21 protein-coding genes and 1 pseudogene are annotated in these 24,985 nt (G+C 57.1%); 15 read left to right on the top strand and 7 right to left on the bottom strand.

Annotated elements, in window-relative coordinates; all coding sequences use genetic code 11:
* Positions 1 to 21 precede the first annotated feature (21 nt).
* The 5 genes from GTO91_RS01505 (at position 22) to GTO91_RS01485 (ending at position 7,438) form a co-directional block, all read left to right on the top strand.
* A complete protein-coding gene (locus GTO91_RS01505) occupies positions 22 to 2,628 on the top strand; it encodes a LysM peptidoglycan-binding domain-containing protein (RefSeq protein ID WP_161253755.1) in 2,607 nt (868 codons plus the stop codon).
* Between the two features lie 15 nt (positions 2,629 to 2,643).
* On the top strand, positions 2,644 to 3,588 hold the full coding sequence (locus GTO91_RS01500; RefSeq protein WP_161253752.1) for a helix-turn-helix domain-containing protein: 945 nt from the start codon (positions 2,644 to 2,646) through the stop codon (positions 3,586 to 3,588).
* A 123-nt stretch (positions 3,589 to 3,711) separates the two neighbouring features.
* Positions 3,712 to 4,494 carry a threonine/serine exporter family protein gene (locus tag GTO91_RS01495; protein WP_161253749.1) on the top strand — a complete coding sequence of 261 codons (783 nt, stop codon included), beginning with the start codon at positions 3,712 to 3,714 and terminating at the stop codon, positions 4,492 to 4,494.
* Positions 4,494 to 4,937 (top strand): threonine/serine exporter family protein, encoded by a 444-nt coding sequence (locus tag GTO91_RS01490; protein ID WP_161253746.1) that lies wholly within the window; start codon positions 4,494 to 4,496, stop codon positions 4,935 to 4,937. The genes GTO91_RS01495 and GTO91_RS01490 overlap by 1 nt, the downstream gene beginning before the upstream one ends.
* Before the next feature lie 14 nt (positions 4,938 to 4,951).
* Positions 4,952 to 7,438 (top strand): adenosylcobalamin-dependent ribonucleoside-diphosphate reductase, encoded by a 2,487-nt coding sequence (locus tag GTO91_RS01485; protein WP_161253743.1) that lies wholly within the window; start codon positions 4,952 to 4,954, stop codon positions 7,436 to 7,438.
* 140 nt (positions 7,439 to 7,578) lie between these two features.
* On the opposite strand, the gene GTO91_RS17915 is transcribed toward GTO91_RS01485, so the two are convergent.
* The 4 genes and pseudogenes from GTO91_RS17915 to GTO91_RS01470 all read right to left on the bottom strand — a co-directional run bounded on the left by GTO91_RS17915 (position 7,579) and on the right by GTO91_RS01470 (position 10,649).
* Positions 7,579 to 7,734: a hypothetical protein gene (locus GTO91_RS17915; RefSeq protein ID WP_235918863.1), complete on the bottom strand. Its 156-nt coding sequence runs from the start codon at positions 7,732 to 7,734 to the stop codon at positions 7,579 to 7,581.
* 21 nt (positions 7,735 to 7,755) lie between these two features.
* Positions 7,756 to 8,205, bottom strand: a pseudogene (locus GTO91_RS18745) (retron system putative HNH endonuclease); the annotation flags it as partial.
* The gene (locus GTO91_RS01475; protein WP_161253737.1) at positions 8,202 to 9,530 is read right to left on the bottom strand and encodes an AAA family ATPase; all 1,329 of its coding nucleotides are present in this window, start codon (positions 9,528 to 9,530) and stop codon (positions 8,202 to 8,204) included. The gene GTO91_RS01475 and the pseudogene GTO91_RS18745, both read right to left, overlap by 4 nt.
* A gap of 279 nt (positions 9,531 to 9,809) precedes the next feature.
* Positions 9,810 to 10,649 (bottom strand): zinc metalloprotease HtpX, encoded by an 840-nt coding sequence (locus tag GTO91_RS01470; RefSeq protein WP_161253733.1) that lies wholly within the window; start codon positions 10,647 to 10,649, stop codon positions 9,810 to 9,812.
* Positions 10,650 to 10,871: 222 nt separating this feature from the next.
* Here GTO91_RS01470 and GTO91_RS01465 point away from each other — a divergent pair, with 222 nt between their 5' ends.
* A complete protein-coding gene (locus tag GTO91_RS01465; RefSeq protein ID WP_161253730.1) occupies positions 10,872 to 11,276 on the top strand; it encodes a MerR family transcriptional regulator in 405 nt (134 codons plus the stop codon).
* On the opposite strand, the gene GTO91_RS01460 is transcribed toward GTO91_RS01465, so the two are convergent.
* A complete protein-coding gene (locus GTO91_RS01460) occupies positions 11,273 to 12,013 on the bottom strand; it encodes a TerC family protein (RefSeq protein ID WP_235918862.1) in 741 nt (246 codons plus the stop codon). The genes GTO91_RS01465 and GTO91_RS01460 overlap by 4 nt on opposite strands.
* Before the next feature lie 285 nt (positions 12,014 to 12,298).
* Positions 12,299 to 12,916, bottom strand: a complete 618-nt coding sequence (locus tag GTO91_RS01455; RefSeq protein WP_161253726.1) for an exopolysaccharide biosynthesis protein — start codon at positions 12,914 to 12,916, stop codon at positions 12,299 to 12,301.
* Positions 12,917 to 13,256: 340 nt separating this feature from the next.
* Between GTO91_RS01455 and GTO91_RS01450 the strand changes: the two genes are divergently transcribed.
* The 5 genes from GTO91_RS01450 to GTO91_RS01430 all read left to right on the top strand — a co-directional run bounded on the left by GTO91_RS01450 (position 13,257) and on the right by GTO91_RS01430 (position 19,399).
* A complete protein-coding gene (locus tag GTO91_RS01450) occupies positions 13,257 to 14,753 on the top strand; it encodes an acetyl-CoA hydrolase/transferase family protein (RefSeq protein WP_161253723.1) in 1,497 nt (498 codons plus the stop codon).
* Between the two features lie 263 nt (positions 14,754 to 15,016).
* The gene (locus GTO91_RS01445; RefSeq protein WP_161253719.1) at positions 15,017 to 16,210 is read left to right on the top strand and encodes an acyltransferase; all 1,194 of its coding nucleotides are present in this window, start codon (positions 15,017 to 15,019) and stop codon (positions 16,208 to 16,210) included.
* 170 nt (positions 16,211 to 16,380) lie between these two features.
* Positions 16,381 to 17,157, top strand: a complete 777-nt coding sequence (locus GTO91_RS01440) for a carbon-nitrogen family hydrolase (protein WP_161253716.1) — start codon at positions 16,381 to 16,383, stop codon at positions 17,155 to 17,157.
* A 79-nt stretch (positions 17,158 to 17,236) separates the two neighbouring features.
* Complete coding sequence (locus GTO91_RS01435; RefSeq protein WP_235918861.1) at positions 17,237 to 18,220, top strand: phosphodiester glycosidase family protein; 984 nt, start codon at positions 17,237 to 17,239, stop codon at positions 18,218 to 18,220.
* A 3-nt stretch (positions 18,221 to 18,223) separates the two neighbouring features.
* On the top strand, positions 18,224 to 19,399 hold the full coding sequence (locus tag GTO91_RS01430; RefSeq protein WP_161253713.1) for a hypothetical protein: 1,176 nt from the start codon (positions 18,224 to 18,226) through the stop codon (positions 19,397 to 19,399).
* A 41-nt stretch (positions 19,400 to 19,440) separates the two neighbouring features.
* Here the strand turns inward: GTO91_RS01430 and GTO91_RS01425 are convergent, their stop codons facing one another.
* Positions 19,441 to 20,253 (bottom strand): type III pantothenate kinase, encoded by an 813-nt coding sequence (locus GTO91_RS01425; protein ID WP_161253710.1) that lies wholly within the window; start codon positions 20,251 to 20,253, stop codon positions 19,441 to 19,443.
* Positions 20,254 to 20,566: 313 nt separating this feature from the next.
* On the opposite strand from GTO91_RS01425, the gene GTO91_RS01420 reads away from it, so the two are divergent.
* The 4 genes from GTO91_RS01420 (at position 20,567) to GTO91_RS01405 (ending at position 24,770) form a co-directional block, all read left to right on the top strand.
* Positions 20,567 to 21,358, top strand: a complete 792-nt coding sequence (locus GTO91_RS01420; protein WP_161253707.1) for an MBL fold metallo-hydrolase — start codon at positions 20,567 to 20,569, stop codon at positions 21,356 to 21,358.
* Positions 21,359 to 21,597: 239 nt separating this feature from the next.
* Positions 21,598 to 22,506: a copper amine oxidase N-terminal domain-containing protein gene (locus GTO91_RS01415; RefSeq protein ID WP_161253704.1), complete on the top strand. Its 909-nt coding sequence runs from the start codon at positions 21,598 to 21,600 to the stop codon at positions 22,504 to 22,506.
* Positions 22,507 to 22,779: 273 nt separating this feature from the next.
* Entirely contained in the window at positions 22,780 to 23,583 is an 804-nt protein-coding gene (locus GTO91_RS01410) for an HlyD family secretion protein (protein WP_161253701.1), read from the top strand.
* 56 nt (positions 23,584 to 23,639) lie between these two features.
* Positions 23,640 to 24,770: an ABC transporter permease gene (locus GTO91_RS01405; RefSeq protein WP_161253698.1), complete on the top strand. Its 1,131-nt coding sequence runs from the start codon at positions 23,640 to 23,642 to the stop codon at positions 24,768 to 24,770.
* Positions 24,771 to 24,985 lie beyond the last annotated feature (215 nt).

Here is a 24,985-nt window from a genome sequence, read left to right as displayed (position 1 = left end):
GAAGGTTGGGAGGGAACAACATTGACCCTGGAGAGGATCAACGGTTCCGGAAATGGGGAATGGGGACAATCGGGCGTTGAGCTATATCTTATCTCCCTCGATCTCGGATGCCCGGACCGGGACCGGGAGCAGGTTGGAAGCGTCGACGCGGAAATGGAACTCCTTCATGTGACGCGAATGGACGATGAGGTGCGGGCCAACATCCGCCTCCAGGTGCGCGCCATCATGGAGCCTGCCGAGGAGGGTGCCGGCCGCGGAAGCGACGCAGGCGCAGGCTGCCGAAGCGCCTGCAATGGCAAGGGAGAAAGGTCAGGCGACTGCCCGGAGAGCTTGTCCCTGATCGAGCAGGAAATTCCGCCGGGGCCGAAAATGTTTCGTCAGGAGCAGATACTGGTGGTCCAGATGCCGGGTCCGGAGGACGAGCACAAGGGTGATGATGGAGACACCTACCGGTTGCAGGAGGCTTCCGCCCTGTCTATTCTCTACATCCATCCTTATTGGAGCGAGGAGCGGCTCAAGGTTGACCTGCTCCTTTCGGTGGGTCTGGTGACCGAAGAGGTTCCCAGCAGCCGCAACATCCGCTGGATGGAACAGACGGTCCGGATCGAAGGGGAAGGGCTTCCTGAAGAGGCAAGGGTTGTCGCCATCGCTTGGCGAGCCGACCACGGCGATAGGGAGGCGACCACAGAGCTTCGCACCCAACTGGCCTATCTTTCTGATGAAGGGGATCCGATGGGGATTTTGGAAAAAGTGACGACCTTCAGCGACGGGATCCTCTGGCTTGGGGAGCCCCGTCTGACCCTCAACGGATCGAGCTGGGCCATCTACGGGCCGGCTTGGCTGCCTCTGTCGCAGTCGCCGGGAGCAGAGGCCGAACTTGCTTTCGGAGAAGTGCCGGCGGAAGAGGAGGGTCTTCAGAGCGGATTCGGGGCGATTGAGCCGATCCCCTTGGGACGAAGCGCTGATCTGGAACCGGATGCTCAGGCGAAAGAAGAGATCGCTGCGACGAGCGACACGGAGTCAGCCATCCATGGGGTTGCAAGGGAGGGCGGCGTCGCTGTTGGCAATATGGCTATTGGCTACGGGGCCGTTGCCAATGGGACTGTTAACGACGGAACTGTACACGATGACGTTGTGGGCGAGGGAGACACAGACGATGTGTTTGCAGCCGGCGTAGTGTCAGATGGCATGAGTTTGGCTCACGATGAGGTGGACTCCGCATTGCAGGAAGCGACAGTTACGTTGGATCAATCAGAACCTTTCGGGCCTCTATCAGGCACCCAAGCGCTCTGGCCCCATCATATGGAGGAGATGTTGGGAGGCGCGCCCATTCCTGAGTTAAGCCCTATCCCGTTGCAGAGCTTTGGGGATATCGGCTATGATCCGGCGGAACATGAACGGGAGTTCCAGGCAGACCCCGGTCACAGGGAATGGACCGAATACCCGGCGCCGCCCGGTTTTGACGGTGTGTCCGAATATCCCTTGCCGGAGGCTGACTCACCTCAGGATTTTCATGATCAAACGGCCGCTGCCCAGGACGAAGGGTTAGCCATCACGATGGAAAGGGAAACAGAGGGTTCCGATCAGGGCGACTCGACTGAACTGATCGGAGGATTTGCCGACTACCTTGACAGCACCCTTTATACGGCCCAATACGGGGAAGGGTTTCTATACCCCGATCCCTCGCTGGCAACCGCGATGAGCGAGGGTACGAAAGAGGAAAGCGAACCGGCTTCATTGTGGGAAGAGACGCCGGCGAGGTCCTTTGATGAGGTCGAAGCAGCGCGAGACATCGTGGCAGAGGCTCAGACAGCGTCTATCGCGGTGGAAGCGGATCTGACGCCTGTCGAGGCAGAAGCGGAAATGCTGTCCATCACTGAGGAGGCCGGGACGGCTGTTACGGAGGAAATGGAAGCAACGGACTCCACGGCGGAGGCTGAGGCGCTGCTCGTCTCAGCAGGACCGGTGACTCCGGTCCTCGTAGAGAAGGTAGACCCACTGTTCGAAGTCGAGGAAGTCGAGACCGAGTTCATCAAATCAGAAGTGGATACGTCGACCTCTTCCGCTCCTCTCGCTGGGGACTTGATGGATATCCTCCCTGAACTCGCTCAGGATACGCCAGCAGAACCGCCGATAACACAACCTCTTTCCATAAAGACATCCCTGCCGGGAACACCGCGCATCACCTCACGCTTCCGAGACCGGCTGGGGGCGGGCGATGGGGCGCCGGGGAAAAAGATCGGTCCCAAGGAAGAGCCCCAGCCGATTCCTGCGGTGCGCCGCCTGGCCCGCCCGCTTCCCAACATCCCCGCTGCTGTCAATCCCGCGCCGGAGATGTCGTTACGTGAGTCAAAGCCTCGTGACATTCGCCGGATCCAGCGTCCCGGCGATGATCTGCACAAGACGGCAGCGGCGGCAAAAAACCCAATGACCGAAAAGTCCGATGCAAAAGGGAATCGTAAGGACGGCGGTTGGCGATTCGTTGTCGTCGGCGCCGGCGACACCGTCAGCAGCATCGCTCGCCGCAACCGTATCCCGGAAGAGGTGGTGCGCAGCGTCAACAAGCTCTCCACCGATGACACCCTGCGGGCAGGCCAGACGCTGATGCTCCCCCGGCACTGGATGTAACGGCTGTGACCGGCGATGGACGACGAGAACCAAAAAGGTGAATGGAAGACGCTTGCCGACGTATCGGATCATTTGAAGGTTCCCCGCGAGCGGGTGATGGCCTGGGTCCTGGCAGGCGATCTGGCGGCGGTCGACCTTGATGGATCGGGCGACTACCGGATCCGCCAGGAGGAGTTGACCGACTTTCTCCGACGGCAGCAGGAACGGACCAACCTCGCTGTCGAAAAGACCCGCCGCAAGATCGAGGAAGAGGCCATCGTCCTGTCCGGTCTCTACGACTGGCTGCAACAGGATAACGCCTCCCTGGCTGCGCTGTATAAGACCATGGACGATTGCCTGCTGCAGGTGATCGACCAGTTCAAGAGCCAATACGACAACGCCCGGTCCACCGGGGAGATATCGCGGGCGCGGGCTTTTCAGGACGGACTGCTGGAGGTGTATGCCCGCTGGGAAAAACCGAAGCAGGCTTACCAGCAATGGCTGCTGTCCCAGGAGCGTCGCTGGCAGGTCTTCATCGCCCAGTTGGGCCCCATGATGGAGTCTGACGGGGTGTTGCTGACGCCCTCGGATCCCTTCCTGGCTATCAACATGTCTGACAGCAACGATGACAGCCAAGGGACGATCCTCGAAAACCGTCGCCGCCACAGGGATTTTTACCAGGCCCTCTACCTCTGGACGAAGCGGGAGAACAACACCCTGCGAGAACACTATGAGCGTATGGAACGCTGCATCAGCAAGATGGTCGACGCCATGCAGGATATGGCCAAAAAGGCAAGCAAGAACATGGAGTTCGAACGGGGTCAGGCCTTTCAGGAGGCGTCGACGATCATCTATCAGCAATGGGAACACAGCCGCTCCCAGTACAACCAGTGGCTGCTCGGTTTTCACGAACGCTGGCTCACCTGCCAAGCCACGGTCAAGTTGGAATTGGCAAAGTACAGGCAGCAACAGGATGAATAGGATTCAGTCGGACAGTTATGAAAAAAATCGTTTGAAAAATGCCAAGGGCTAAAAACCGCCGGGCGGTTTGCGCACTTGGCATTTCTTTGTCCGGGAGGGTACAATAAAACCTGGAGGGAGAAGATGGAACGTCATGATGTGCTCCGCCTGGCCATGGATGCTGGGGAAATCATGCTTGTCAACGGTGGGGAGACCTATCGTGTCGAGGACACGATCCGGCGGATCTGCCAGGCCGGGGGATTGTCCGGCGCTGAAGCCTTTGTCACCCCGACGGGTATTTTTCTGTCTGTCGATGGCGCAGGCGGTGATCAGCCCCTGTCGCTGGTACGGCGAATTCCCCAAAGGACGATCGACCTCAACAAGATCGCCGGGGTCAACGACTTCTCCCGCCGTTTCGCCGCCGGGCGGATGGCGGTGGACGAAGGGATGCAGGAACTGGCGGCCATCCGTCGCGAGGTAACCCACAACCATGGGCGCACCTTGTTGGCGTCGGGCGTCGGCGCCGCTGCGGCGACGTTGCTGCTCGGGGGAGCTCTCGCCGACCTCTTTCCGGCTGCCCTCGTCGGCGCCGTCACCATGCGTCTGTTGGACCGGTTGACGGTCTTGCAGACGACCCACTTTATCAAGGAATTTGCCGGCGGCGCCATTGCCGCCGTGATCGCCTTGCTGCTCTCAGAGGCGGTCCGCCTGGCTGGCGGACAAGCCGGGCTGTTGCATCCCGACAAAGTCATCCTGGGCACCCTCTACCTGCTGGTGCCGGGTGTGACCTTCACCAATGCCGTCCGCGACCTGATCGCCGGTGACCTGGTCTCCGGGGCGGTGCGGGGGCTCGACGCGCTACTCGTGGCTGGGGCGCTGGCCGGCGGCAGCGGCTTCGTGCTGGCCTTCTGGGGAGGCGGTTTCTGATGGCCCTCTTGATCGATCTCATCCTGTCCTTTATCGTGACGGCCGCCTTCGGGGTGCTCCAGCAGCTGCCGGCCCGCACGTTGCTCCCCGCCGGGATCCTCGGCGTTGTCGGCCGGTTGATCTACCTCGGCGTCAACGCCCAGGGCCAGTCTCCCGTCATGGGGTCCTTTCTTGGCGCTGTCGCCATCGCAGTGCTGGCCGAGGCGCTGGCGCGGTGGCAGAAGATGCCCGTCATCGTCTACGTGGTCGCCAGTTTTATCCCCCTCGTTCCCGGCCTGACCATATATGAATCGATGCGCGTCCTATTACAGGGAGAATACACCCGGGGGATCGCGCTGGCCACTCAGGCGGGCCTGATCGCCGTCGCTATCGCCGCCGGGTTGGCTATCGTCTCTTCTGTAGCCCGCTTTTACAAATCCCGGGCGGCCCGGGGACGCCGCTGAAAGGAGTTGCCGCCATGCTGCTGCACCAGATGAAGGTCTTTTGGGACCGTTACGCCCGCAAGGGTCCCGTGACAGAGGGGAACATCGCCCTCGTCATCGATCATGCCTCTGAACAATACGGCATGCCGGTGCGGGTGCTCGCCATCCAGGACGGCTTGGCAACGGTCCTGCCGCTTCGATGGGTGGAACCGACGCAGGTATGGTCGGGCGTGGAAGGCGCTTTTGCCGAAACGCCGGAAGAGATGGAACTTCGTAGCCTGATCGGGCTTGCTGAAGTGACGCCGGAGGCCATGTGGGAACGTGTCGCCGCTGCCATCGCCGCCGTGGAGGGAGAAGCGGGGCTAGCCTACTGGCAGGAGAAGTTTCTCAAAACGCTCCGCTCCTTCCGGTTCGTGCCGGGCGGGCGCATCCTGGCGGCAGCCGGCACGGAACAGAAGGTGACCTTTTTTAACTGCTATGTGCTGCCCCATCCGAAGGACAGCCGATCCGGCATCATGCAGCGCGTCACGGAGATGGTGGAGATCATGAGCCGCGGCGGCGGCGTCGGCATCAATCTGTCGTCCTTGCGGCCGAGCGGCGCCATGGTCAAAGGGGTGATGGGGACTTCTTCGGGCCCCCTCTCCTGGGCTTGCGTCTTTTCGACGGCCACCGCCTCTGTCGAACAGGGGGGCAGCCGCCAGGGCGCCCTGATGCTGATGCTCGACGACTGGCACCCCGATATCGTCGATTTTATCACCTACAAGAGCCGGCGCCCCGGGGAACTGACCAAGGCCAACCTGTCGGTGGCCCTTTCCGATGCCTTCATGGAGGCCGTGCAGGAGGATCGGCTGTGGGAGCTTGTTTTTCCCGATACGGACGATCGGGACTACAACCAGCTCTGGGACGGCAACCTGGCTGCCTGGAAAGAGCAGGGAAAGGGTGTCATCGTCTACCGCCGCATCCCGGCCAGGGAAATCTGGCAGGCGATCATCTCCGGCGCCCACGCTTCTGGCGAACCGGGCGTCGTCTTCTTGGAACGGTACAACCGCCTATCCAACACGGCCTACTGCGAGCGGATCGTCGCCGTCAACCCCTGCGGCGAGGAGGGCCTGCCACCCTGGGGGGTCTGCAACCTAGGTTCGATCAACCTGGCCGCCTTTGTTACCGGCGAAGGGGAGTCGCGCCGCTTCGACTTTGATGCCCTTGAAGCGACCGCTCGGATCGCCGTGCGCTTTCTCGATAACGTCATCGACTGCGGCTATTACTTTTTCTCGGAAAATGAGCAGCAGCAGAAAGGGACGCGGCGCATCGGTCTGGGCACGATGGGACTGGCCGACACCTTGATCCTGCTGCGCCTGCGCTACGGCAGCCCGGAGAGCTTGGCCTTCATCGATGACTTGTGCAGGCGGATCAAGTTGGCCGCCTATGCCGCTTCTGTCGAGATCGCCCGCGAGCGGGGCGCTTTTCCGCTGTTTGAACGGGAGGGGTTTCTCCGCTCCCTCTTCGTTCAGGATTTTCCCGAGGAACTGCGGGACGCCATCAGCCGGTGGGGCATCCGCAACGCTACGCTGCTCACCCAGGCGCCGACAGGGACGACCTCCCTCATGGCGCGGGCCAGTTCGGGGATCGAACCGGTCTTCGCCTTCCGCTACCGCCGGCGGGACCGGCTGGGCGAACACCACCTCTGGCATCCCTTGGCGGAAGCGTGGATGAAAGAACATCCCGGTAGGGAACTGCCGCCCTGGTTCGTCACCGCCGGCGAACTGACGCCGGAAGAACATATCCGCGTCCAGGCAGCGATCCAGGTCCATGTGGACGCCTCCATCTCCAAGACGGTCAACGCCCCCCACCACCACAGCGTCGAAGACACGGAACAGGTCTTCCTGCTCGCCTACCGGGAGGGCTGCAAGGGTGTGACCTACTTCCGCGACGGCAGCCGCGAGGGTGTTCTGGCCAAGGTGGAGGCCGGCGCCTGGCGGGAAGCCGGGGAGCCGGGGCGGGGGACGGTCGGCCCGGAAGATACGGAAGGGAGATGGGTCTATAGCGGCCCGGTCGTCGAAGACGTGCCCGAGCGGGTGACGGGGAAGACTTACCGGATCAAAAGCCACCTAGGGACGACGCGGGTCACCGTTAACGAGGTGGACGGGGAGCCCCATGAGGTGCTCGTCATCCAGGGTAAGGGCGGCACCGATCTGAACGCCATGGCGGAAGCCCTTGGCCGCACCTTGTCGCTCTATCTGCGGACACGCTGCGACGTGCCTAAACTGGACCGGCTCTCGCTGGCGCTGGAACAGTTGCAGGGGATCACCGGCCGCACCTCAACCGGCTTCGGGCCGGACCGGGTGTCCTCCTTACCAGATGCAGTCGCCCTGGCCTTGCGGCGTTACCTAGCTGAGACGAGCCGCCCCGACGCCTCTCGCATCCCCTTTCAAGCCGATGTCTGCCCCCACTGCGGCGCCGTGGCGCTGGTGCGCGAAGAGGGGTGTGCCAAGTGTCATGTTTGCGGGTATAGTGAGTGCTAGGTTAACTGAAGATGGTTTATTTTTAAAATTTCATTTTCAGGCTTGGAATTTACACTCCTATTACCTAATAACAGCATGTAGGGGGTAACCCAAAGGCGTTTAGATACATTCTAATGACTTATAGTTGTAATAAATTTATGTTAGCCTTCAAGTTCATGAAGTACTTGTTTCAAAGCAGAAACGATTGCTGTTGAAAAAGCGGGAAGTTGAGCAGACGATGGTTTTTCAAAACTATGTAAGAGTTGTTCTACTTCATCAGCACTAAGGTCACATAGGCCCAACCCGATTCCTTGCATAGCTCTTCTTCTGAGACCCCTTAGTCGATCACAATCTAGATTTAACATTTCAATCGTAATCCTCGCGCTGTCGGGGTTGTGGTTGGGATTAGGCTTGACCTCTCCTTCTGGTGTATATAAGAAATGTAAGCTGCATAATGGATCTAAAGGAGAAATTAATTGTGAATCATACGAACTGTCCTTCTTTTTTCCACAGCTATTCATACTATTGCACGAAGCCAACATATTATTGTAATCAAGGCTTAAATTAGGAAAATGATGACGGGGTTTAAAATGTTCGAGGTGGCTATAGTCATTAGATTCGTTTATGTGGTTTCCACAATAACAACAACTATATAACTGTTCCTGAACCAAACAACTGCGAATGTTGATTCTCAACATGTCAGGCAGATGTTCATAGGTCGCCCTTCGGTTGGCACGCCTGAACCTGTGTAACTCCGGAGGTTCAGGGTTCTTATTTATATGCCTCATCGCTTTATTACCCTCTTCCGTTGTTCTAAAGCTTCTGCATAAACCAGATCAGGATCGCCAGGCCCGAGTATGTTTTTAAGCTCGGTTTTTAAACGGGTAACTTCTTCCCATACTCCTTCTGATATTAGGGTATATAAACGCTCAATTTTGCTTTTTACCTCAATATTTCTTTCTGAGGAATTCATGAAATCTGCAAGAATCTTGTTACTGTCTTTTCCGAACAGTGGAGGTAGAATTGAAGCTTCGATATGGGAGTCGGTATTACTTAATAAAAAGATAAGAGAATCAGTCGTCTCGCTTAAAACTTGGGGTGAATGCGTAGTTAAGATAAATAGTATATTTGGAAAAGCTTTTTTCAGTGAAGGAAGTACCCTTCTTTGCCAGTTAGGATGTAAATGTAAATCTATTTCATCTATCAAAACTATTCCTGTTCTCTTTAGAGGATCTATTGAAATCGGATTTGCCATAGCAAGTCTTCTCGCTAAGTCACCAATCATCGCGATTAAACACTTTTCTCCATCTGACAGCTGAGATATTTCCAATTCACTATCATCTTTTTTTATTACCATACGCATTTGGGGGCGACGTCTAATCCTTAAATCTGTGTAACCCGGAAGAAAGGCATAAATTGCTGTTCTTACAGCTTTTAATTGGTGATCTTGATAATGTGGGAGATCGTAGGATTCTATAAGTTCAGGCTGATGTAAAATAGAATTTATGTTATCACTGTTTATTGATTTAAGAAATGAAATTAGATTTTCGTATTTTTCTTCATTCTCAATATCCTCACGATTTCTAAACCATTCAAAAAATAACCGAAACTCGGATTGTTCTTCATCAAAAATATCGAGTTGATCAAAAGAATGCTTTTGTCTAATTCGTAAAGGTGGGTCAAAAACCGCACGATGTACACCGTAATGACAAATAACGGGTATTGACTCTTCATCATTGGAGTTCATTGATTCTTGAATTGCTTGTGCTATCGTGCGAATCCCCGTTAAATTCGATGAAAATTCTTTCTTTTGGCCAAATCTAGTCCTGGCTAAACTCCATGTAGCTTCTAATTCCTTATATGTTATGGTAATCTGTATAAGTGTACTATTCTCCCCTACGGTAATATCGGATTGAGATAAACTGTGTCCATTTCCATTTGGAGACTTAATCCGTGCAGTTAACCAGGATAGGAGAATGTTAACCCCATCCAAAATCGTAGATTTGCCAGCACCGTTTTCACCAACAAATAAAATGTTTTTTCTTTCCTCAAAGTCAAGATTAAGATATCTAATGCCGCGAAAGTTCCTGAAAGATAGATTTTTAATATGCACCCCTACCACTCCTCAAATTTCAATGTCAATAAACACTAGTTTCTTAAAAGTCGACGTTTTCTTTGGACTGGGTTTAATATATGCTATAGCAGGTTAAGATGAACTGTTAATAAACAAAAACTACTTTACTCGTTTCAACACAAATCGGTAAAAATCCTTTCGATTCAAGACGTACCCTTTACAGCGGAGAATCCAATATCGTTATAGTGTCTTACAAGGAAGAGGGATATACAAAAAACAGACCGCCTCAGAAAGTTGAGACGGTCTTTGCGGGTCTTACTAATATTTTACTTCCGACAACCTCCGCACCCGCTCCGGAATCGGCGGGTGGGTGCTGAAGAGGCTGGCCAGGGAAGACCCGGACAAGGGATTGGCGATGTACATGTGGGAGGCGGCGGGGTTCACCGCCATGGGTATCATTCGCATGGAGAGACCTTCGATCCGGAGCAGCGCGTTTGCCAGGCCCTGCGGGTTCCCGGTGATGCGCGCGCCCGTCTCGTCAGCCAGGTACTCCCGCTGCCGCGAGATGGCCATCTGGATGATCATCGCCGCGATGGGGGCCAGGAAGGCCATGACGAGGGCGCCGATGCCGCCGCCGTCTTCTTCGTCATCACTGGAACCGAAGATGGCGCCGAAGGTCAGCATATCGGCGATCATGGTGATCGCGCCCGCCATGGATGCGGCAATCGTGCCGACCAGCACATCCCGGTTTTTGATATGGGCCAGTTCGTGGGCGATGACGCCCTCCAACTCGTCCCGACTGAGCGCCCGGAGCAAGCCTTCCGTCACAGCGACGGCGGCGTGTTTCGGGCTGCGCCCGGTGGCGAAGGCGTTCGGCTGTTCTGTCGGTTGGATGTACAGTTTGGGCAGCGGCATATCGGCCTTGCGGCAGAGGCGCTCCACCATTTCGTAGAGTTCAGGCGCCTCATGGCGCCCGACTGGGTAGGAACCGGTCATCTTGATGGCGATCTTGTCGCTGTAGAAGAAGCTGAAGAAGTTAATCGCCAGGGAGATGAGAAAGAAGAGCAGGGCGCCCGATCTTCCGCCGATGAAAGAACCCATGAGGACGAACAAACCGGAGATGAGCCCCATCAACACCCAGGCCTTGAAGTTATTCACGGTAACCTCATTTCCTCCTTAATACACTTTCTTTTCATAAGATTACAATTGGCTGAAGCAGGACGCAAAGGCCGCTAATGGGCAAATTCGCTGGTTTTCCGGCCTCAAAAGCGATTGGCTCGGCTTTTCAAACCGTACAGTTACACTGTATGGTTATTATAGCCTTTTTGCGGTCAACCTAAACGTAGCGCGAGATGGGGTGATTCTCTTGGGGAGGGCCCGTTGCTGAAGATCGGCGAATTGGCCGAACGGTGCAATGTGAACAAGCGGACCATCGATTACTACACCGCCATGGGGCTGCTGGCGCCGGCCCAGCGGTCTGAAGGGAAGTACCGCCTTTACGATGAAAGCGCCGTCGAGCGGATCCATTTCATCCGTACCATGCAGGAGCAACGGTTTAGCCTCGATGAGATCCGGCAAATGCTGTTGGGCGATCCGCTGGTGCAGAAGTTGAAGCTGTTGCAATCCCAGGTGGAAACGGCGAAGGCGGAACTCAGTTCTCTCTTTCCCGCCTTGCACCAGGGTGTCGACAAAAGCGACGAGGTGAATAAACTGCTGGTGGAGTTGTTGATCAAGGAACAGGAATTGACCCAGTTGATCATCAAGCTGCTGGGAAACGGTCTCTAGGCTTTTTCTAGAGCCGTTTTTTTCTTTTGGCGCTCATTGAGATGCCATCCAAGGCCCAGGACCAACGCCGTGATAACGGCGGCGATCAGTTTTTCCTCCAGCAGAAAGGGCGACAGACCGGCATTTTTCAGGAAAGCAAAGACCATGGGGTCGTGGATCAGCATTTTACCGGCCGACCAGGCCAGGATGCCGGAGCCGCCGTAGAGGATCAGCGGGAAGCGGTCGATCAGGGTGAGGAAGAGGCGGCTGCCGTAGACGACGAGGGGGATGCTGACGAGCAGGCCAAACCAGAGCAGGCCCGGTTTTCCGTGAGAGACGCCGGCGACAGCGAGAACGTTGTCGAGGGACATGACGGCGTCGGCGATGATGATCGTCTTGACGGCCTGCCAGAGGCGATCCGGACCGGCCACATCGCCGTGGTCGTTCTCCTGGATCAACAATTTGACGGCGATCCAGATGAGCAGGAGCGCGCCGGCCGCTTGCAGGAAGGGTACCTTCAAGAGGTAGATGATCAGGGCGCCGAGGATCATCCGCAGGCCGATGGCGCCGGCGGTCCCCCAGACGATGCCTTTCGTTCGCAGTTCCGGCGGAAGGTTGCGGCAGGCCATGGCGATCAGGATGGCGTTGTCGCCGCTGAGGATCAGGTCGATGAGGATGATGCTGCCGACGGCCATCCAGAAGGCGGGGTCGGAAAAGTCGCTGAGCGTGATGCCGCTGAGTTGACTAAGTAGTTCCAAGCGGGGCACTCCTTTCCAAGAAGGTTTTTGTTTATTAGGGGTATTGCCGGGTATATAAAAAGACCTTTGACTCAAAGCGTTTGCGCTTTGAATCAAAGGTCTTGCTAGCGAAATTACGCCCTGGCGGCCAGGTTTTACAACCGGTTGTTGACCGACCAGCAGGAAGCTACTCCCCTTTGAACAAACCATTCAGTTTTTCTGGACGGTTATAGTATATCCTATAATTTTTCCCTGATCAAGTGCCGGCGGCATAGGGGAATCAAGAAATATTTGTTACAAGGCGGGCTAACTTACCAAGTCAAGGACTTTTTGCATGCCCATCGTCCCCATGATCCCGATCAGGGAGATATAGACGGTCGCCACAGCGGTCATGACGTAGCCCGAGATGACGAGGTAACCGTCTTTCTCCAACAAACCCATCGAAAGCAGCAGGATGCCGTAGGCCGGCAGGGCGTTGGAAAAGGGAAGCGGGAGCGGGATCATCAGCAGCAGCGCGCAGAGGAACAACAAAAACCCGTTCAGGCGCAGAATCAGGCGCCCATGGGTGACAGCGGCGCAGCGGGGTCGGACGATCCGTTCCATCCGTTCAAAGAGACTGACGCCGCGGTGCAACGCCGCCCCCAACTTTTTGGAGCAGATGGGACGGTCCACAATCTTGTCGGGGAAAGCGGGGGTCTTCTGGGTCATGAGGCCGAGTCCAACCAGCGCGATGACGAGTCCGAAGGGCGTGCTGGTTCCGGGAATGGAAACTGGGAACAAAAAGGGAATCGTCAGGATAGCGCTCAGAAGCAAGAGACCTTGTTCACCGAAACGGTCGAGGATTTGCCGGAGGGTGATGCCCTGTTCCGGCAGCGAGCTTTGGAACAACGCCAATTCCTTGGAAAAGTGGTTACCCTCTCGCAATGCGTCGCACCCTTTCCCAATGAAAAATCTACGCCTCGCCGAAGGGGAACGAGTTCCCTCGGGGGCATCGCTATTATTGTACTCAAATTCTCGTGGCGACGCAAAAAAATAATGCGAAGGACTTGCTGCTTTCTTTTCTAAATGTGCTTGAACTTGCCAGGTTGTCCGGCTAAAATGGCAAAGGGATTTTACACTTTTTTCGTTTCTTTTCGCATTTATTCGACAATTTTCAAGAAGAGGAATAAGTGTTGAAATTCACAAACTCCTATGCTACAGTTAAGGTGTCCTAGTGGTCTGATCATTGTACCATACTACGATTTTTTGTGGGGGGTTCGGAGTAATGCTCTCGGAACGCTTGCGAAACGAGTCATTCAAAGAACGGATTGTGTCTGCAGAACAAGCGGCCATGCTGATCGAGGATGGCATGACACTCGGTTTCAGCGGTTTTACGCCGGCCGGCGACGCCAAGGCGGTTCCTGTCGCCCTGGTTGAGCGCGTAAAAAAGGAAGGCAACCCTTTCAAAATCAATCTCTTCACCGGCGCGTCCATCAGCTCGAAAGTGGACACCCTGCTGTCTGACGCCGGCATCGTCAATATGCGCCTGCCCTATCAGTCTGACAAAGGGATGCGCAAGAACCTCAACGCCGGCAAGGTCCAGTACATGGACCAGCATCTCTCCCATACGGCTGAATTCCTGCGCTCCGGCGCGCTGCCGCCCGTTGACGTAGCGATTATCGAAGCAGTCGCCATCACGGAAGAAGGCCACCTGGTCCTCAGCACCGCCGTCGGCAACACCCCCATTTTCGCCCACATGGCCCACACCATCATCGTGGAACTGAACCTGGCCCAGCCGCTGGCCCTGGAAGGCCTCCACGACCTCTATATGCCGGCGCCCCATGGCGATCGCGAGCCCATTCCCTTGAAACACCCCGGCGATCGCATCGGCGCGACCACCCTCGCCGTCGATCCCGACAAGATCAAGGCCATCGTCGTCACCAACCAGGCTGACGTGAACGCCGCCATGGCGCCGGCCGATGAAGAGACGGCCACCATGGCCAACCACCTAATCAATTTCCTGCGCCAAGAAGTGGAAGCCGGCCGCCTGGGCCCCAACCTGGCGCCCCTCCAGTCCGGCGTCGGCTCTGTCGCCAACGCCGTCTTCTACGGCTTCCTCGACACCGATTTCACCGACCTGGAAGTCTACTCGGAAGTGCTCCAGGACGCTGTCTTTGAACTGATGGACGCCGGCAAGATCAAGATGGCTTCCGGCTGCTCCCTCACCATCTCGCCGGCCAAGCATGAAGAGGTGCTGGAAAACCTGGACAAGTACCGTGACCGCTTGGTCCTGCGGCCCCAGGAACTGTCCAACAACCCCGAGATCGCCCGCCGCCTCGGCCTGATCGCCATCAACACGGCCATCGAGGTCGACATCTACGGCAACGTCAACTCGACCCACATCATGGGCACCCAGATGATGAACGGCATCGGCGGTTCCGGCGACTTCGCCCGCAACGCCCGCCTGACCTTCTTCTGCACCAAGTCCACCGCCAAAGATGACAAGATCTCCAGCATCGTGCCCATGGTCTCCCACTGCGACCACACGGAGCATGACGTTGATGTCATCGTCACCGAGCAGGGTCTGGCCGACCTGCGCGGCCTCAGCCCCCGCGAGCGCGCGCTGAAGATTATCGAAAACTGCGCCCACCCCGTGTACAAGCCCCAACTGCTGGCCTACTACGAAGAGGCGCTCCAGCGTGGCGGCCACACGCCCCATGTCATTGAGAAAGCCCTTTCCTGGCACGCCAAGTTCGTCAAAGAAGGCACCATGAAGGCCTAATTCAATAGGCGTTGTTACCGCGATACAATCAGCGACACCGGGGAGCCGATCCGATTAAAATGGATCGGCTCCTTTTTTTCTATGCAGTTGCAGTTCGAATTCTCTAGCGTTAAAAATGGGGTCCCGTTTTTTTGATGAGCCTCTCACGATGGAACCCTCTTGTTGAAAAAAAAGGCCGGTGCTAGACTAATCGTATTGGGCATTTTTCGACAGATACTAGGAGAAATCGAAAATCTCCTTTCTGTCCATAAGAGGTTTTACATATGATGAAAAAAAGCGCAATTGAGGAAATTCAGGCTTTGCGGGGAGTGGCCTTCCTCGGCGTGGCGCTGCAGCATGTGCTCGGCGTATTTATTCACCGGCCCGATCTGGCCAAGGGCGATGCCGTGGCTTACGCCGCGCTCTTTATCCTGGCAAAACTCGCTGTTCCGGCCTTTGTCTTTATCACTGGCATGGTCGTCTTTTACAATTACTACGATCAACTGGACTACCCCCGGTTTCTCCGCCGCCGGATCGGGGAGATCCTGCTTCCCTACCTTGCCTGGACTGTCTTTTACAGTTTTTATGCTGGGCCTCCCCCGGAATCTGCAGTTGCTTGGGCGCGAGATTTGGCGAGAAATTTGCTCACCGGTGAAGGCAGTTATCACTTATGGTTTGTCGTCATGATTTTTCAGTTCTATCTGTTCTACCCCCTCTTCCGATGGGGATTCCGCTCCATTGGAGAAGGGGCCGCCCGTTCCGGCTTTGGATTCTTCGCCCTGATGGGACTGCTGGGGATGGGCTATCTTGCGCTGACCTGGCTGTCCTACTCGGTGATCCCGAATGTAGGGGAACCGCTGGCGCTCTCGAAAGCCTGGCAATTCTTCAGTGATTATCGCGACCGGACATTCCTTTTTTGGTTCTTCTACTTCATCCTCGGCGGCGCGGCCGGATTGGCGGTGAGCCGGTGGCGTCAGTGGACGACCAAGGTGTTATGGTGGAATGGCGCACTTTTTGCGGTTCTCTTTATCTGGGTCACCCGGCAACTGGTGGCGGGCATTACAGCCGGTCCCGCCGGCGTTGTTGTGGATGTCAACATCGCCACATCGCTGCGCCCGTCTGTGTTCCTCTATTCGGTCAGTGTGATTGTGTTGGCCTACGGTTTGGCCGTGCGGCTGCGCCTCTCCGAAAATCCGTTGAATCGGTTTTTGCACCTGCTGGGGCGCCACTCCTACGGTCTTTACCTGGCCCATGCCCTCACCCTCGATTTGAGCGCCAGGGTGATCCGGCCCTATCTGCACAACATGACGCCGACCCTCGCGATGACCCTCACGTTTATCGGCTGTGTAGCTGGCGCGCTTGCATTGACGGTTCTGATTGGGAGGATGCCGAAAGGGGAGTGGCTGGTTGGCGCCAGCCCGCGCCGAAAGGTTTCTGCAGACCCTGTGCGGACAGCGGGAACGTCGACCTCGGCATAAAAAGTGCCGTCATGGTATAATGGTGGGTAAAAGGGCATATAAATTCCAAAAAAAGTAAAATCATAGCGTCTTTCGTCATGCTATCTCTCGGTTATCTGCCAACCGCCAGATTATTTGGAAAAAACTGTTGATAAATCTGTGGATAATGTGAATAGTTGGGAGGAAGCCACTTGAAAGTCGGACTTTTACAGTTCAACGTACGCAGCGGCGATCGAAAGGCGAATGTAGAGACGGTAACGCGGTATATGGCAGAGGCCCGAGAACAGTGTCCAGATGTGCTGGTACTTCCGGAGATGTGGACGACAGGTTATGATTTGGTCAACCTGGCCGCATTGGCTGATGACGGCGAACCATTCGGCGCCCTGCTCGCCGGTTGGGCCAAGGAGACGGGAGCGACGATCGTCGGCGGTTCCTCCCCCGTCGGTGTAGATGGACGTTACGCCAACACCCTCTATGCCTATACCCCGGAAGGGGAGCGGATCCTTTCCTATGAAAAAGCGCACCTCTTCGGCCTGATGGGGGAGGACCGCTACCTGTCCGCCGGTTCCGCCGCCGGCAACTTTGGCATCGGGGAGGTTCCCTGCGGCGCTGTGATCTGCTATGATCTGCGGTTTCCGGAATGGATCCGCAAGACCGTGCTGGCGGGATGCGAGATCCTTTTCATTCCTGCCCAGTGGCCCCTATCCCGCCTTGACCACTGGCGCATTCTCTTGCAGGCGCGGGCGATCGAAAACCAGTGCTATGTCATCGCCTGTAACCGCACCGGCAGGGATGAACAAGGCGTGGCTTTTGCCGGCCATTCCATGGTCATCGACCCCTGGGGAGTCCTCGCCGTCGAGGCCGGCGAGGAGGAAGGCTGGATCTGGGCGGAGATCGACAGGGACAAGGTCGAGCGGGTTCGCCGGAAGATGACCGTCTTTGCCGATCGGCGGGTGGATCTGTACTAATTTTGCCATTGCCCGTCCCAGCGGCGAAACGTATAATCTAGATGTGGAAAAGCCTGTGTGATTTGCGGGGGGGACCTGGTTGAAATCAATTTTCAAAAATACTGCCCTCTTCATCGTCATCAATCTCATGGTGGGCGTGATCATGGGACCGTTGCTCGTGTTCTACGGTCCCGTTCCATCGTTGCGGCAGATGGTGGTCGGTTCCATCATGACGTCGCGCCACGGTTTTGTGGCCGAGTGGTTTTTATCGAACGAACGCATCAGGGAGATCCTGGGCCGGTCGGAGGCAGAGGACATCCGCACGACCCTGCTAAGCGGATTCACGGTGGCCAACACCAACAACAAGGGCTCTGACCGCATTGAGGTGGAGGATATCCAGGGATATCGCTTCACCGGCAAGGTGATGATCGTCCACGACCCGCTGCGGATCAAAGTGGCTGTCTCGTCGAAGCTGGGGGAAGCCGGGGAGACCGTTCCCGAGATGGCCCAGCGCGAAGGGGCGGTGGCGGCTGTCAACGGCGGCGGCTTCATCGACCCGAACGGCCAGGGAAACGGCGCCTATCCTGACGGGGTCACCGTCAGCCGGGGCCAGTTCATCTCTGTCATCGATGAGGATCAGAAAGAAAACATCATCGGCATCACCAAGAAGGGCCAGATGATCGTGGGCCGCTATTCGGCGCGGGAACTGCGCAGCATGGATATCGGCGAGGTGGTCACTTTCGGTCCGCCCCTCGTCGTCAACGGCAAGCCGACGATCACCTCCGGCGACGGCGGCTGGGGCGTGGCGCCCCGGACCGGCATCGGCCAGCGGGCCGACGGCGCCATCATCATGGTCGTCATCGACGGCCGCCAGATCGGTTCCATCGGCGCTACGTTGCGGGAACTGCAGGACCTGTTGATCAAATACGGCGCCGTGACGGCCGGCAACCTTGACGGCGGCGCCTCGACGACGATGGTCTACAACGGCAAGGTGATCAACCAGCCGTCGAGCGTATTCGGTATCCGCTACATCCCCACAAGCTTCGTCGTCTTGCCTGCGAAGCAGTCCAAGGGAGGAATATGAGGAATGCGTAAAACCATCAAAGCCATCGGCGCGATGGTCCTCGTGGCTGTCCTCCTGCAAGGCGGCGTCTTTTGGTTGCTGGAACACTGGGCGGCTCAGGCCGTCAACCCCGATGATCACCATGTGCCGGCCGCAAAAAGCCAGTGGCGGCAGGTCAAGGTGAACGCGCCGCTGGAGCGGGCGCGGCAGTTCTCCCTGTCCCATAAGGGGGAGTACCTGGTCTGGAACGACGGCGACGGTTTCACCGTCTGGGATATTGATGAGGAGCGGCCCTTTTACAGTGAAAAGATGCCTCCCGGCCAGCGGGTGGCCCTGGTGCAGTGGCTGAACGACCGCAACCGCCTCCTGCTGATCACGGAGCAGTCAGCGGCGCCGGTGACCCTGCCCGCACCTTCCTCAAAAGGAAAAACGGCCAACCAGGTGTTGGCCGATTCGATGAACCGTGTGGACAAGCGTCCCCTGCCCAGCAATCCTTCCTCCAAGCAACTGGAGTTTTCCTTCTTGAACGCCGACGGGGGGCAACGGATCTTCTCCACCCGCATTCGCGGGTTGACGGCCGCCGATGAGGTCAAGGAGGCCGTCGTGTCGACCCAGTCGAACCTGCTCTACCTGACCCTGGGCGACTCCCGCCAGACGACGGGACTCTACCGGGTGGACATCCAGCATGACGCCGCGAGGATTGCCCTTCGCGCCGGAACGAATGTCGAGCGGCTCAGCGTGAACCCCGCGCAGGGGCAGGTCTATGCCGAGTTCTGGAGCGGAGACAGCGCCAGCAAGCCTTTGGTGCAGGGGATAAAGGGAACCCAGTTGACCACCCCGGCGGCGGGACAGGCGCTCAACTACCTGCTCGTCGGCACGGACGCCAAAAACAACCTCTACCTGGGGCAGGGAACGGGCCACCAGGTACAGGAACTGTGGGTTTGGAACGGCAAGAAATTGGAGAAGAGCATCCGCCTGCCCGAGACGGCGCACCGCGACCGGATGGCCGTCGGACCAGAGGGACAGTTGGTCGTCATGGATGAACCGAAGTCGATGTTGAAGGTGTACCCGAAGGGCAGCGAGAGCCCGTCCGTCTTTTCCTTTGCTGCGGGCGCTCGCTTGATCAACAGTGACAACCATTTTGTCGGCTTGATTCGCCCCGGATCCGCAGGCGGCGATCTATGGCTGCTAACGTTTTAACGGATCGGGATCAGGGCACAGGCGAAGGGTGACTCGGAGGTTTACCGTGGCGTATTGGCGCGCCGCGATAAAGCCGCCGGCCGGTTCCGTTCATAGAGTAACCGCAGGCCCTCCAATGTCAATGAGGGATGAATATGGTCCACGGTGGCGCAGCCTCGGCCGATCAGTTCACCGAAGCCGCCAGTAGCGACGACCTTGACGGGGGAATCGGAAGATTCCCCCATTTCGTTTTTAAACCGGCGGACCAGCCCGTCCACCATTCCCACGTAGCCGTAGTAGATCCCGGACTGCATGCCGGCGACGGTGTTTTTGCCGATGGCCTGCTCCGGTTCGTTAATCTCCACGCGGGGCAGTTTGGCCGCATGCGCCACCAGCGCTTCCACCGATATGCCGATGCCTGGGCAGATTACCCCGCCGAGGAAGTCCCCCTTTTCGTTGACGGCGCAGACGGTCGTCGCCGTTCCCAAATCGACGATGATCACTGGACCGCCGTAGATGTGGTAGGCGGCGACGGCATTGACGATCCGATCCGGACCGAGCGCGCGGGGATCATCGATTTTGATGTTCAGCCCTGTTTTGATGCCCGGTTGGACGAGCAAGGGTTGAAGGCCCCAGTAGTCGCGGAACATCTTGACCAGGATCGGGTTGACAGGGGGGACGACAGAGGAGATGGCAACCCGGTCAATGTCCCCCGTCGCGATCTGCTTGGCCTCCATGGCCTCCAGCATGAGGATGCGGTATTCGTCCACCGTTTTGCGGCGGTCTGTCGCCAGGCGCCAGAAGGCTCTTTGTTCATCATCGTCAAAGACAGCGCAGACGATATTCGTATTGCCGATATCCAGAACGAGCAGCAAGCTGATTCCTCCCGTTGTCGCCGGTTGCGTTCATTTCCTTCGTTGTCCGGTGGCGTTCGATGTTTCTTTGCTAGGCTATGGTCATAGTCTAGCGGGAACTTGTCCCCAAGGCAATCTCTCTTCCGTTTCAGCGCGCTTTCTCTTCTTTTCAAGAGCAGGAGACGACACTAGTTTTCACGAAAATGGAAAGACTACCAATGCCCGAAAAGCCCGAATGCCTGAAATGTCCGCGATGTCGTAATCCTCGATGCCGTAAAGCCCAAATGCGTAAATGCATAATGCCAACGACGAAGCCGCCTGAAAGGAGTCTGCTATGTTTCGCATCACCTTTTTTGGAACGGGGAACGGGTTGAGTTACCCCAACCGGGAGAACACCTTTTTCCTGGCGCAGTATCTTCCTGCGGGGGACGCCTATCTGGTCGACTGCGGCGGCGCGCCCTGGCCCAAATTGGTCAAGGCGGGCGTTCGACCGGAGGACTTGGGCGCCATTCTGATCACCCACGGCCACCCCGATCACACCTATGGGCTACCGGCCCTGATTCAGAGTCTCTGGTTGGCCGGGCGAAAAAAATTGCTGCCTATCTATTGTCCGGCGGGGGCGAGAAATATCGTCCAGGGACTGCTCGATCTGTTTGAATTGACGACGAAACCGAACATGTTCCCCATCGAATTCCGGGAGCAGCCGTTGGACGAAAAAGAGACGGAAGCTCTGCGGGAGGGTTCGCTGACGGTTTCCACCTTCCCGGCTATCCACGGCATCCCGACGATGGGTGTCTCCTTCCTTGATGAATCGAAAGAGGGGCCCGAAAAGAGCCCCATCAAGGTGGTCTACTCGGCCGATACTGTCTACAACCCTCTCCTGGAAACAGTGGGCTTGGGGGCCAACTGCCTCATCCATGAGTGCAACGGCGCCGACGAGGCCGCCGGCAAGCACTCCTCCCTCCATGATGTGGTGCGTCTGATGGAGAAGACGGATCCGAAGCAGGTGGTGATCGTCCACCTCACCGAGGGAGAGGGCTATGAGCGGTTGATGGCCCAGTACGGGTTGACGCAACCGCGCTTCATTATCGCTGAGGATGGGATGAGTATCCGTGTGACGCAGTGAGCGATAACGGTGTATTGCCTCGAAATGAAATAAAGATAACTCCTTGTTTACAGTGAAATCTTCATTGAATGCGTACCTGCCGGCTTGCTGAGGCCGGCGTTTTTTCGTTTTCTGCAGTCACAACGACGATGAAATTGGTTTTTCATAAAAAAACAGGTAAATGGAATAATATACCAGGTGACGGCGTATAATACACTGAGCTTGTCTGTTATCTAATTGAGCCGGTGGGGGAAATACATTTGAGACTGATCGGCAGAAAAATGTTTTTCTTGGCTGTGATCCTTTCACTGATGCTTCTGGTTTCCTCCGAGTGGAGCGAGGCCCAATTGACTGCGCCTCCCGGACGATCGAGCACAGAAAGGCGGCCTGTCATCGTGCTGAACGGGTTGCCGATGGAATTCGCCCCCCAGCCCCGCATTGAGCGCGGCTATATCCTGGCGCCAGTTCGCCCGCTGGCGGAGGCGCTGGGGGCTGATGTCACCTATGACAATAAAACCCGAAAAGCCGTCATCCGGCGCGACAACCTTCTCCTGGAGGTGCAGGCGGCGCCGCTGAATCAAAAATGGTGGCCCTGGGAACGAGGCACCCGTGCTTCCGGCAAAATCGAGGATAACCGCATGCTGGTGTCCGTCTACTGGCTTGCGCGCCACCTGGGCGACGGATGGGTTTGGGACCGGGAAACGGCAACTGGCTTTTTACGGGGCGGCGCGCCCTGGCGCGATGAGGATTATGTGGCTTTTACCCGGTGGGCGGAGATCCTCTGGATGCGGGCGGCGGCGAAGGAAAACACGAAACTGCTCAAGGAACGGGGCCTGCAACCGCCCCCGTCCATGCGCCGCGAGGAGGATCTGCAGCGATTCCTCGGCGCCTACTGGTCACACGACAACGTTCATAGCTTATGGGAGAGCCGGTATGCCGGCAAAGAGTCGGCGGTTGCGAGCAGACCGGGAGATGGTGTGGTCATCGACGCGACGACGGTCCATAGTTGGCGCATCGCTAGCCGGATGCCCGAGGAGGTTCTTGTGGAGGGGTATCTGCCGGGACCGGGGAAGTTCGGCTTTTTGGGCCAGAAGGTGACCTATGTCCTCCGGCCTGACGGAAAGGGGGCCTTCAAGATTCAGGAACGGCGTGTGGGCGCGTTGAGTTGAAACGTTCTACATCAGCGGATCGTGACGACAACTGATTGCCGGCGAGTCATGGGGATAGCCACTACGGTCAATGTGCCGTTGTGGCTTTTTTGTTCGATTTTACGATGGGTTCACGGACAAAATAAATGGAGCGAGAAAACGGAAAGCGAAGTAGGCAGAAAAACCGGACTAAACGGTAAAACCAGAGTAAGCGGAAACAATCGAGGAATCGGAGGAAGCAGGAGGCGGCGAAAAAAATGGGAGGCAGGTTAAAAAATCGGAAGGGTGTAGAGAGTGCGGGCGAAAAAAGCGATCATTTCCTTGGCATTGACGTCTCTTCTGGGCGCCGCAGCCTTTCTGCCTGACTTGCCTGAACAGCGCTTGTCTTGGCTGAGCCGCATCGATCCGTCTCCAATCCGTTACTCCGGTTTTGTAGAGGCCTATGCGTTTACCGTGGCAGCGGAAGTGGCCGGGCGGATGCAAAGTCTTTCTGTGCGAGAAGGCGACACGCTGTCGGGAGGGGATGTGGTCGCTCAGATGGATGAGACCTATGCCGAACTGCGCGTCCGGCAAGCCGAGGCCGCCCTGGCATTGGCGCGGGCTTCTGGCGGGAATGGCGATGCTGGCGACGCTGCGCTTGGACGCGCTGCCTCACCGGCGCTTTTCGCGGCCCAGGTCGCTCAAGCGGAACATTTCCTGGATTTGGCCCGCTTAGAACGGGATCGCCATACTGTTCGCGCCGGACGGGGAGGAACGGTGCAGCGCATCCACGTCCATCCGGGGCAGGCGCTAGGGCCTGGCGCGCCGATAGCCACCCTCATCGACCGGCAGGATCTGAAGGTGCGCATCTACGTCCCGGCAGAGGCGTTGCCCCAGTTTACTCCGGGAGGGAAGGTCCGCCTGAACGAGGGGAAGGAGACTTTTTCTGGAACGGTCGAACAGGTTAGTGATCAGGAGGAGTTTTCCCCTTTCATCGGTGGCGGCTCAGGCAACCACAGTGATCGCGTCTTCGCTGTAAAGATCGCGATCCGAGAAGGTTGGGAGCGGCTGCGGCCGGGAATGTCTGTCCAGGTGGAGCTAGGCGACGGGGAAAATTGAAGCGAAGACCACACTTAGCGGGTCACACCCCCGAGAAAGGAGTTGCCCGTCACACGTTGAGAGGTATACGCTGGGCGCCCTTTTGGTCTGTCCTTCGCAAGGAGTTCCTCCATCTCTGGCGGGATCGGCCCAGTCTTGCTATGGCGGCCGGCATCCCCGTGATGATGCTCTTCATCTTCGGCTACGGCGTCAATCCCGATGTGCGGTGCTTGCCGACAGTCGTCTGGGATCAGTGCCGCAGCGCAGAAAGCAGGGAACTGTTGCAAGCCTTTGTCAACACCACCTATTTCCAATTGAAAGAGATCGCTGGAGGTTACGGTGATGTAGGCCAGTCGCTGGCCACCGGACGGAGCCGTGTGGCCTTGATCATCCCGCCTGATTTTGCCGCCAATTTGCAAGCCGGACGGCTGGCGACAATTCAAGTGCTGCTCGATGGGACGGAGCCCCAGTCGACTCGCCAGGCCATGCAGGTGGCGCAATCACTCGTGCAGGCTCGCGGCGCGCAGATGTTGCGCCAGAAAGAACTAGCTCCTTCGCCGTCTTTTCCCTTGGAAGCACGGATTGGAATCTGGTATAATCAGGAGTTGAAAACTCACTTTTTCACGATTCCTGCTCTGATCGGTCTAATCATGCAGAACGTGACGATGACGTTGACCGCCTTCGCCCTCGTTCGGGAAAAGGAACGGGGCACGATGGAACAGTTGATCGTCACGCCGGTCCGTCCTGCCGAACTGATCCTGGGCAAACTCTGCCCTTACGTCATCGTTGGCATGATCTCTTTTACACTCGTCCTGATCGCTGGGAGCGCATGGTTCTCTGTTCCGGTCCGGGGGAGCCTTCCCTTGCTGTTTGGACTGGCTTTTTTATTTATCCTGACGTCCCTCAGTATCGGCATGCTCATGTCGACCTTCAGCGACAACCAGTTGCAGGCGATGCAGATGGCCTTTGCCTTCATCCTGCCGAGCATCCTCCTCTCCGGCTTTGTCTTCCCTCGCGAAACGATGCCTGCTCCGATCCGCATCCTGGGCAACTTCATTCCCTTGACGGACTTTTTGGTGATCCTGCGCGGCATCTTCCTGAAGGAGATAGGGATGGGGGAGTTGTACCGGGAGGTCCTTTCCCTGGCGGCTTTTACAGTGTTCTTGTTTGTCGTGTCTTTGAGGCGGTTTCGGAAACGGCTCGATTAGGGGGACGGACGTAGCGGATCGCTCGCTAAGAGCTCCGCGGCGGCTCCTTTGCCTGTTCCGCTCGGGCGCCAAACCTCTGGGCTTTTCTGCATGTGAACCGTGGCGCCCTTACCGCTCCACAGGCTGCAGTCGCTTTTCGCCGCTTCGCTCAAATCGCTCGCGATCCGCTACGTCCGTCCTGGGGTAGGAACGGTTGGGGCTACAGTCACTCTTCG

This window comes from Heliomicrobium undosum (assembly GCF_009877425.1).
Classification (GTDB): Bacteria; Bacillota; Desulfitobacteriia; order Heliobacteriales; family Heliobacteriaceae; genus Heliomicrobium; species Heliomicrobium undosum.
This window is presented reverse-complemented; position numbering and strand designations above follow the sequence as displayed.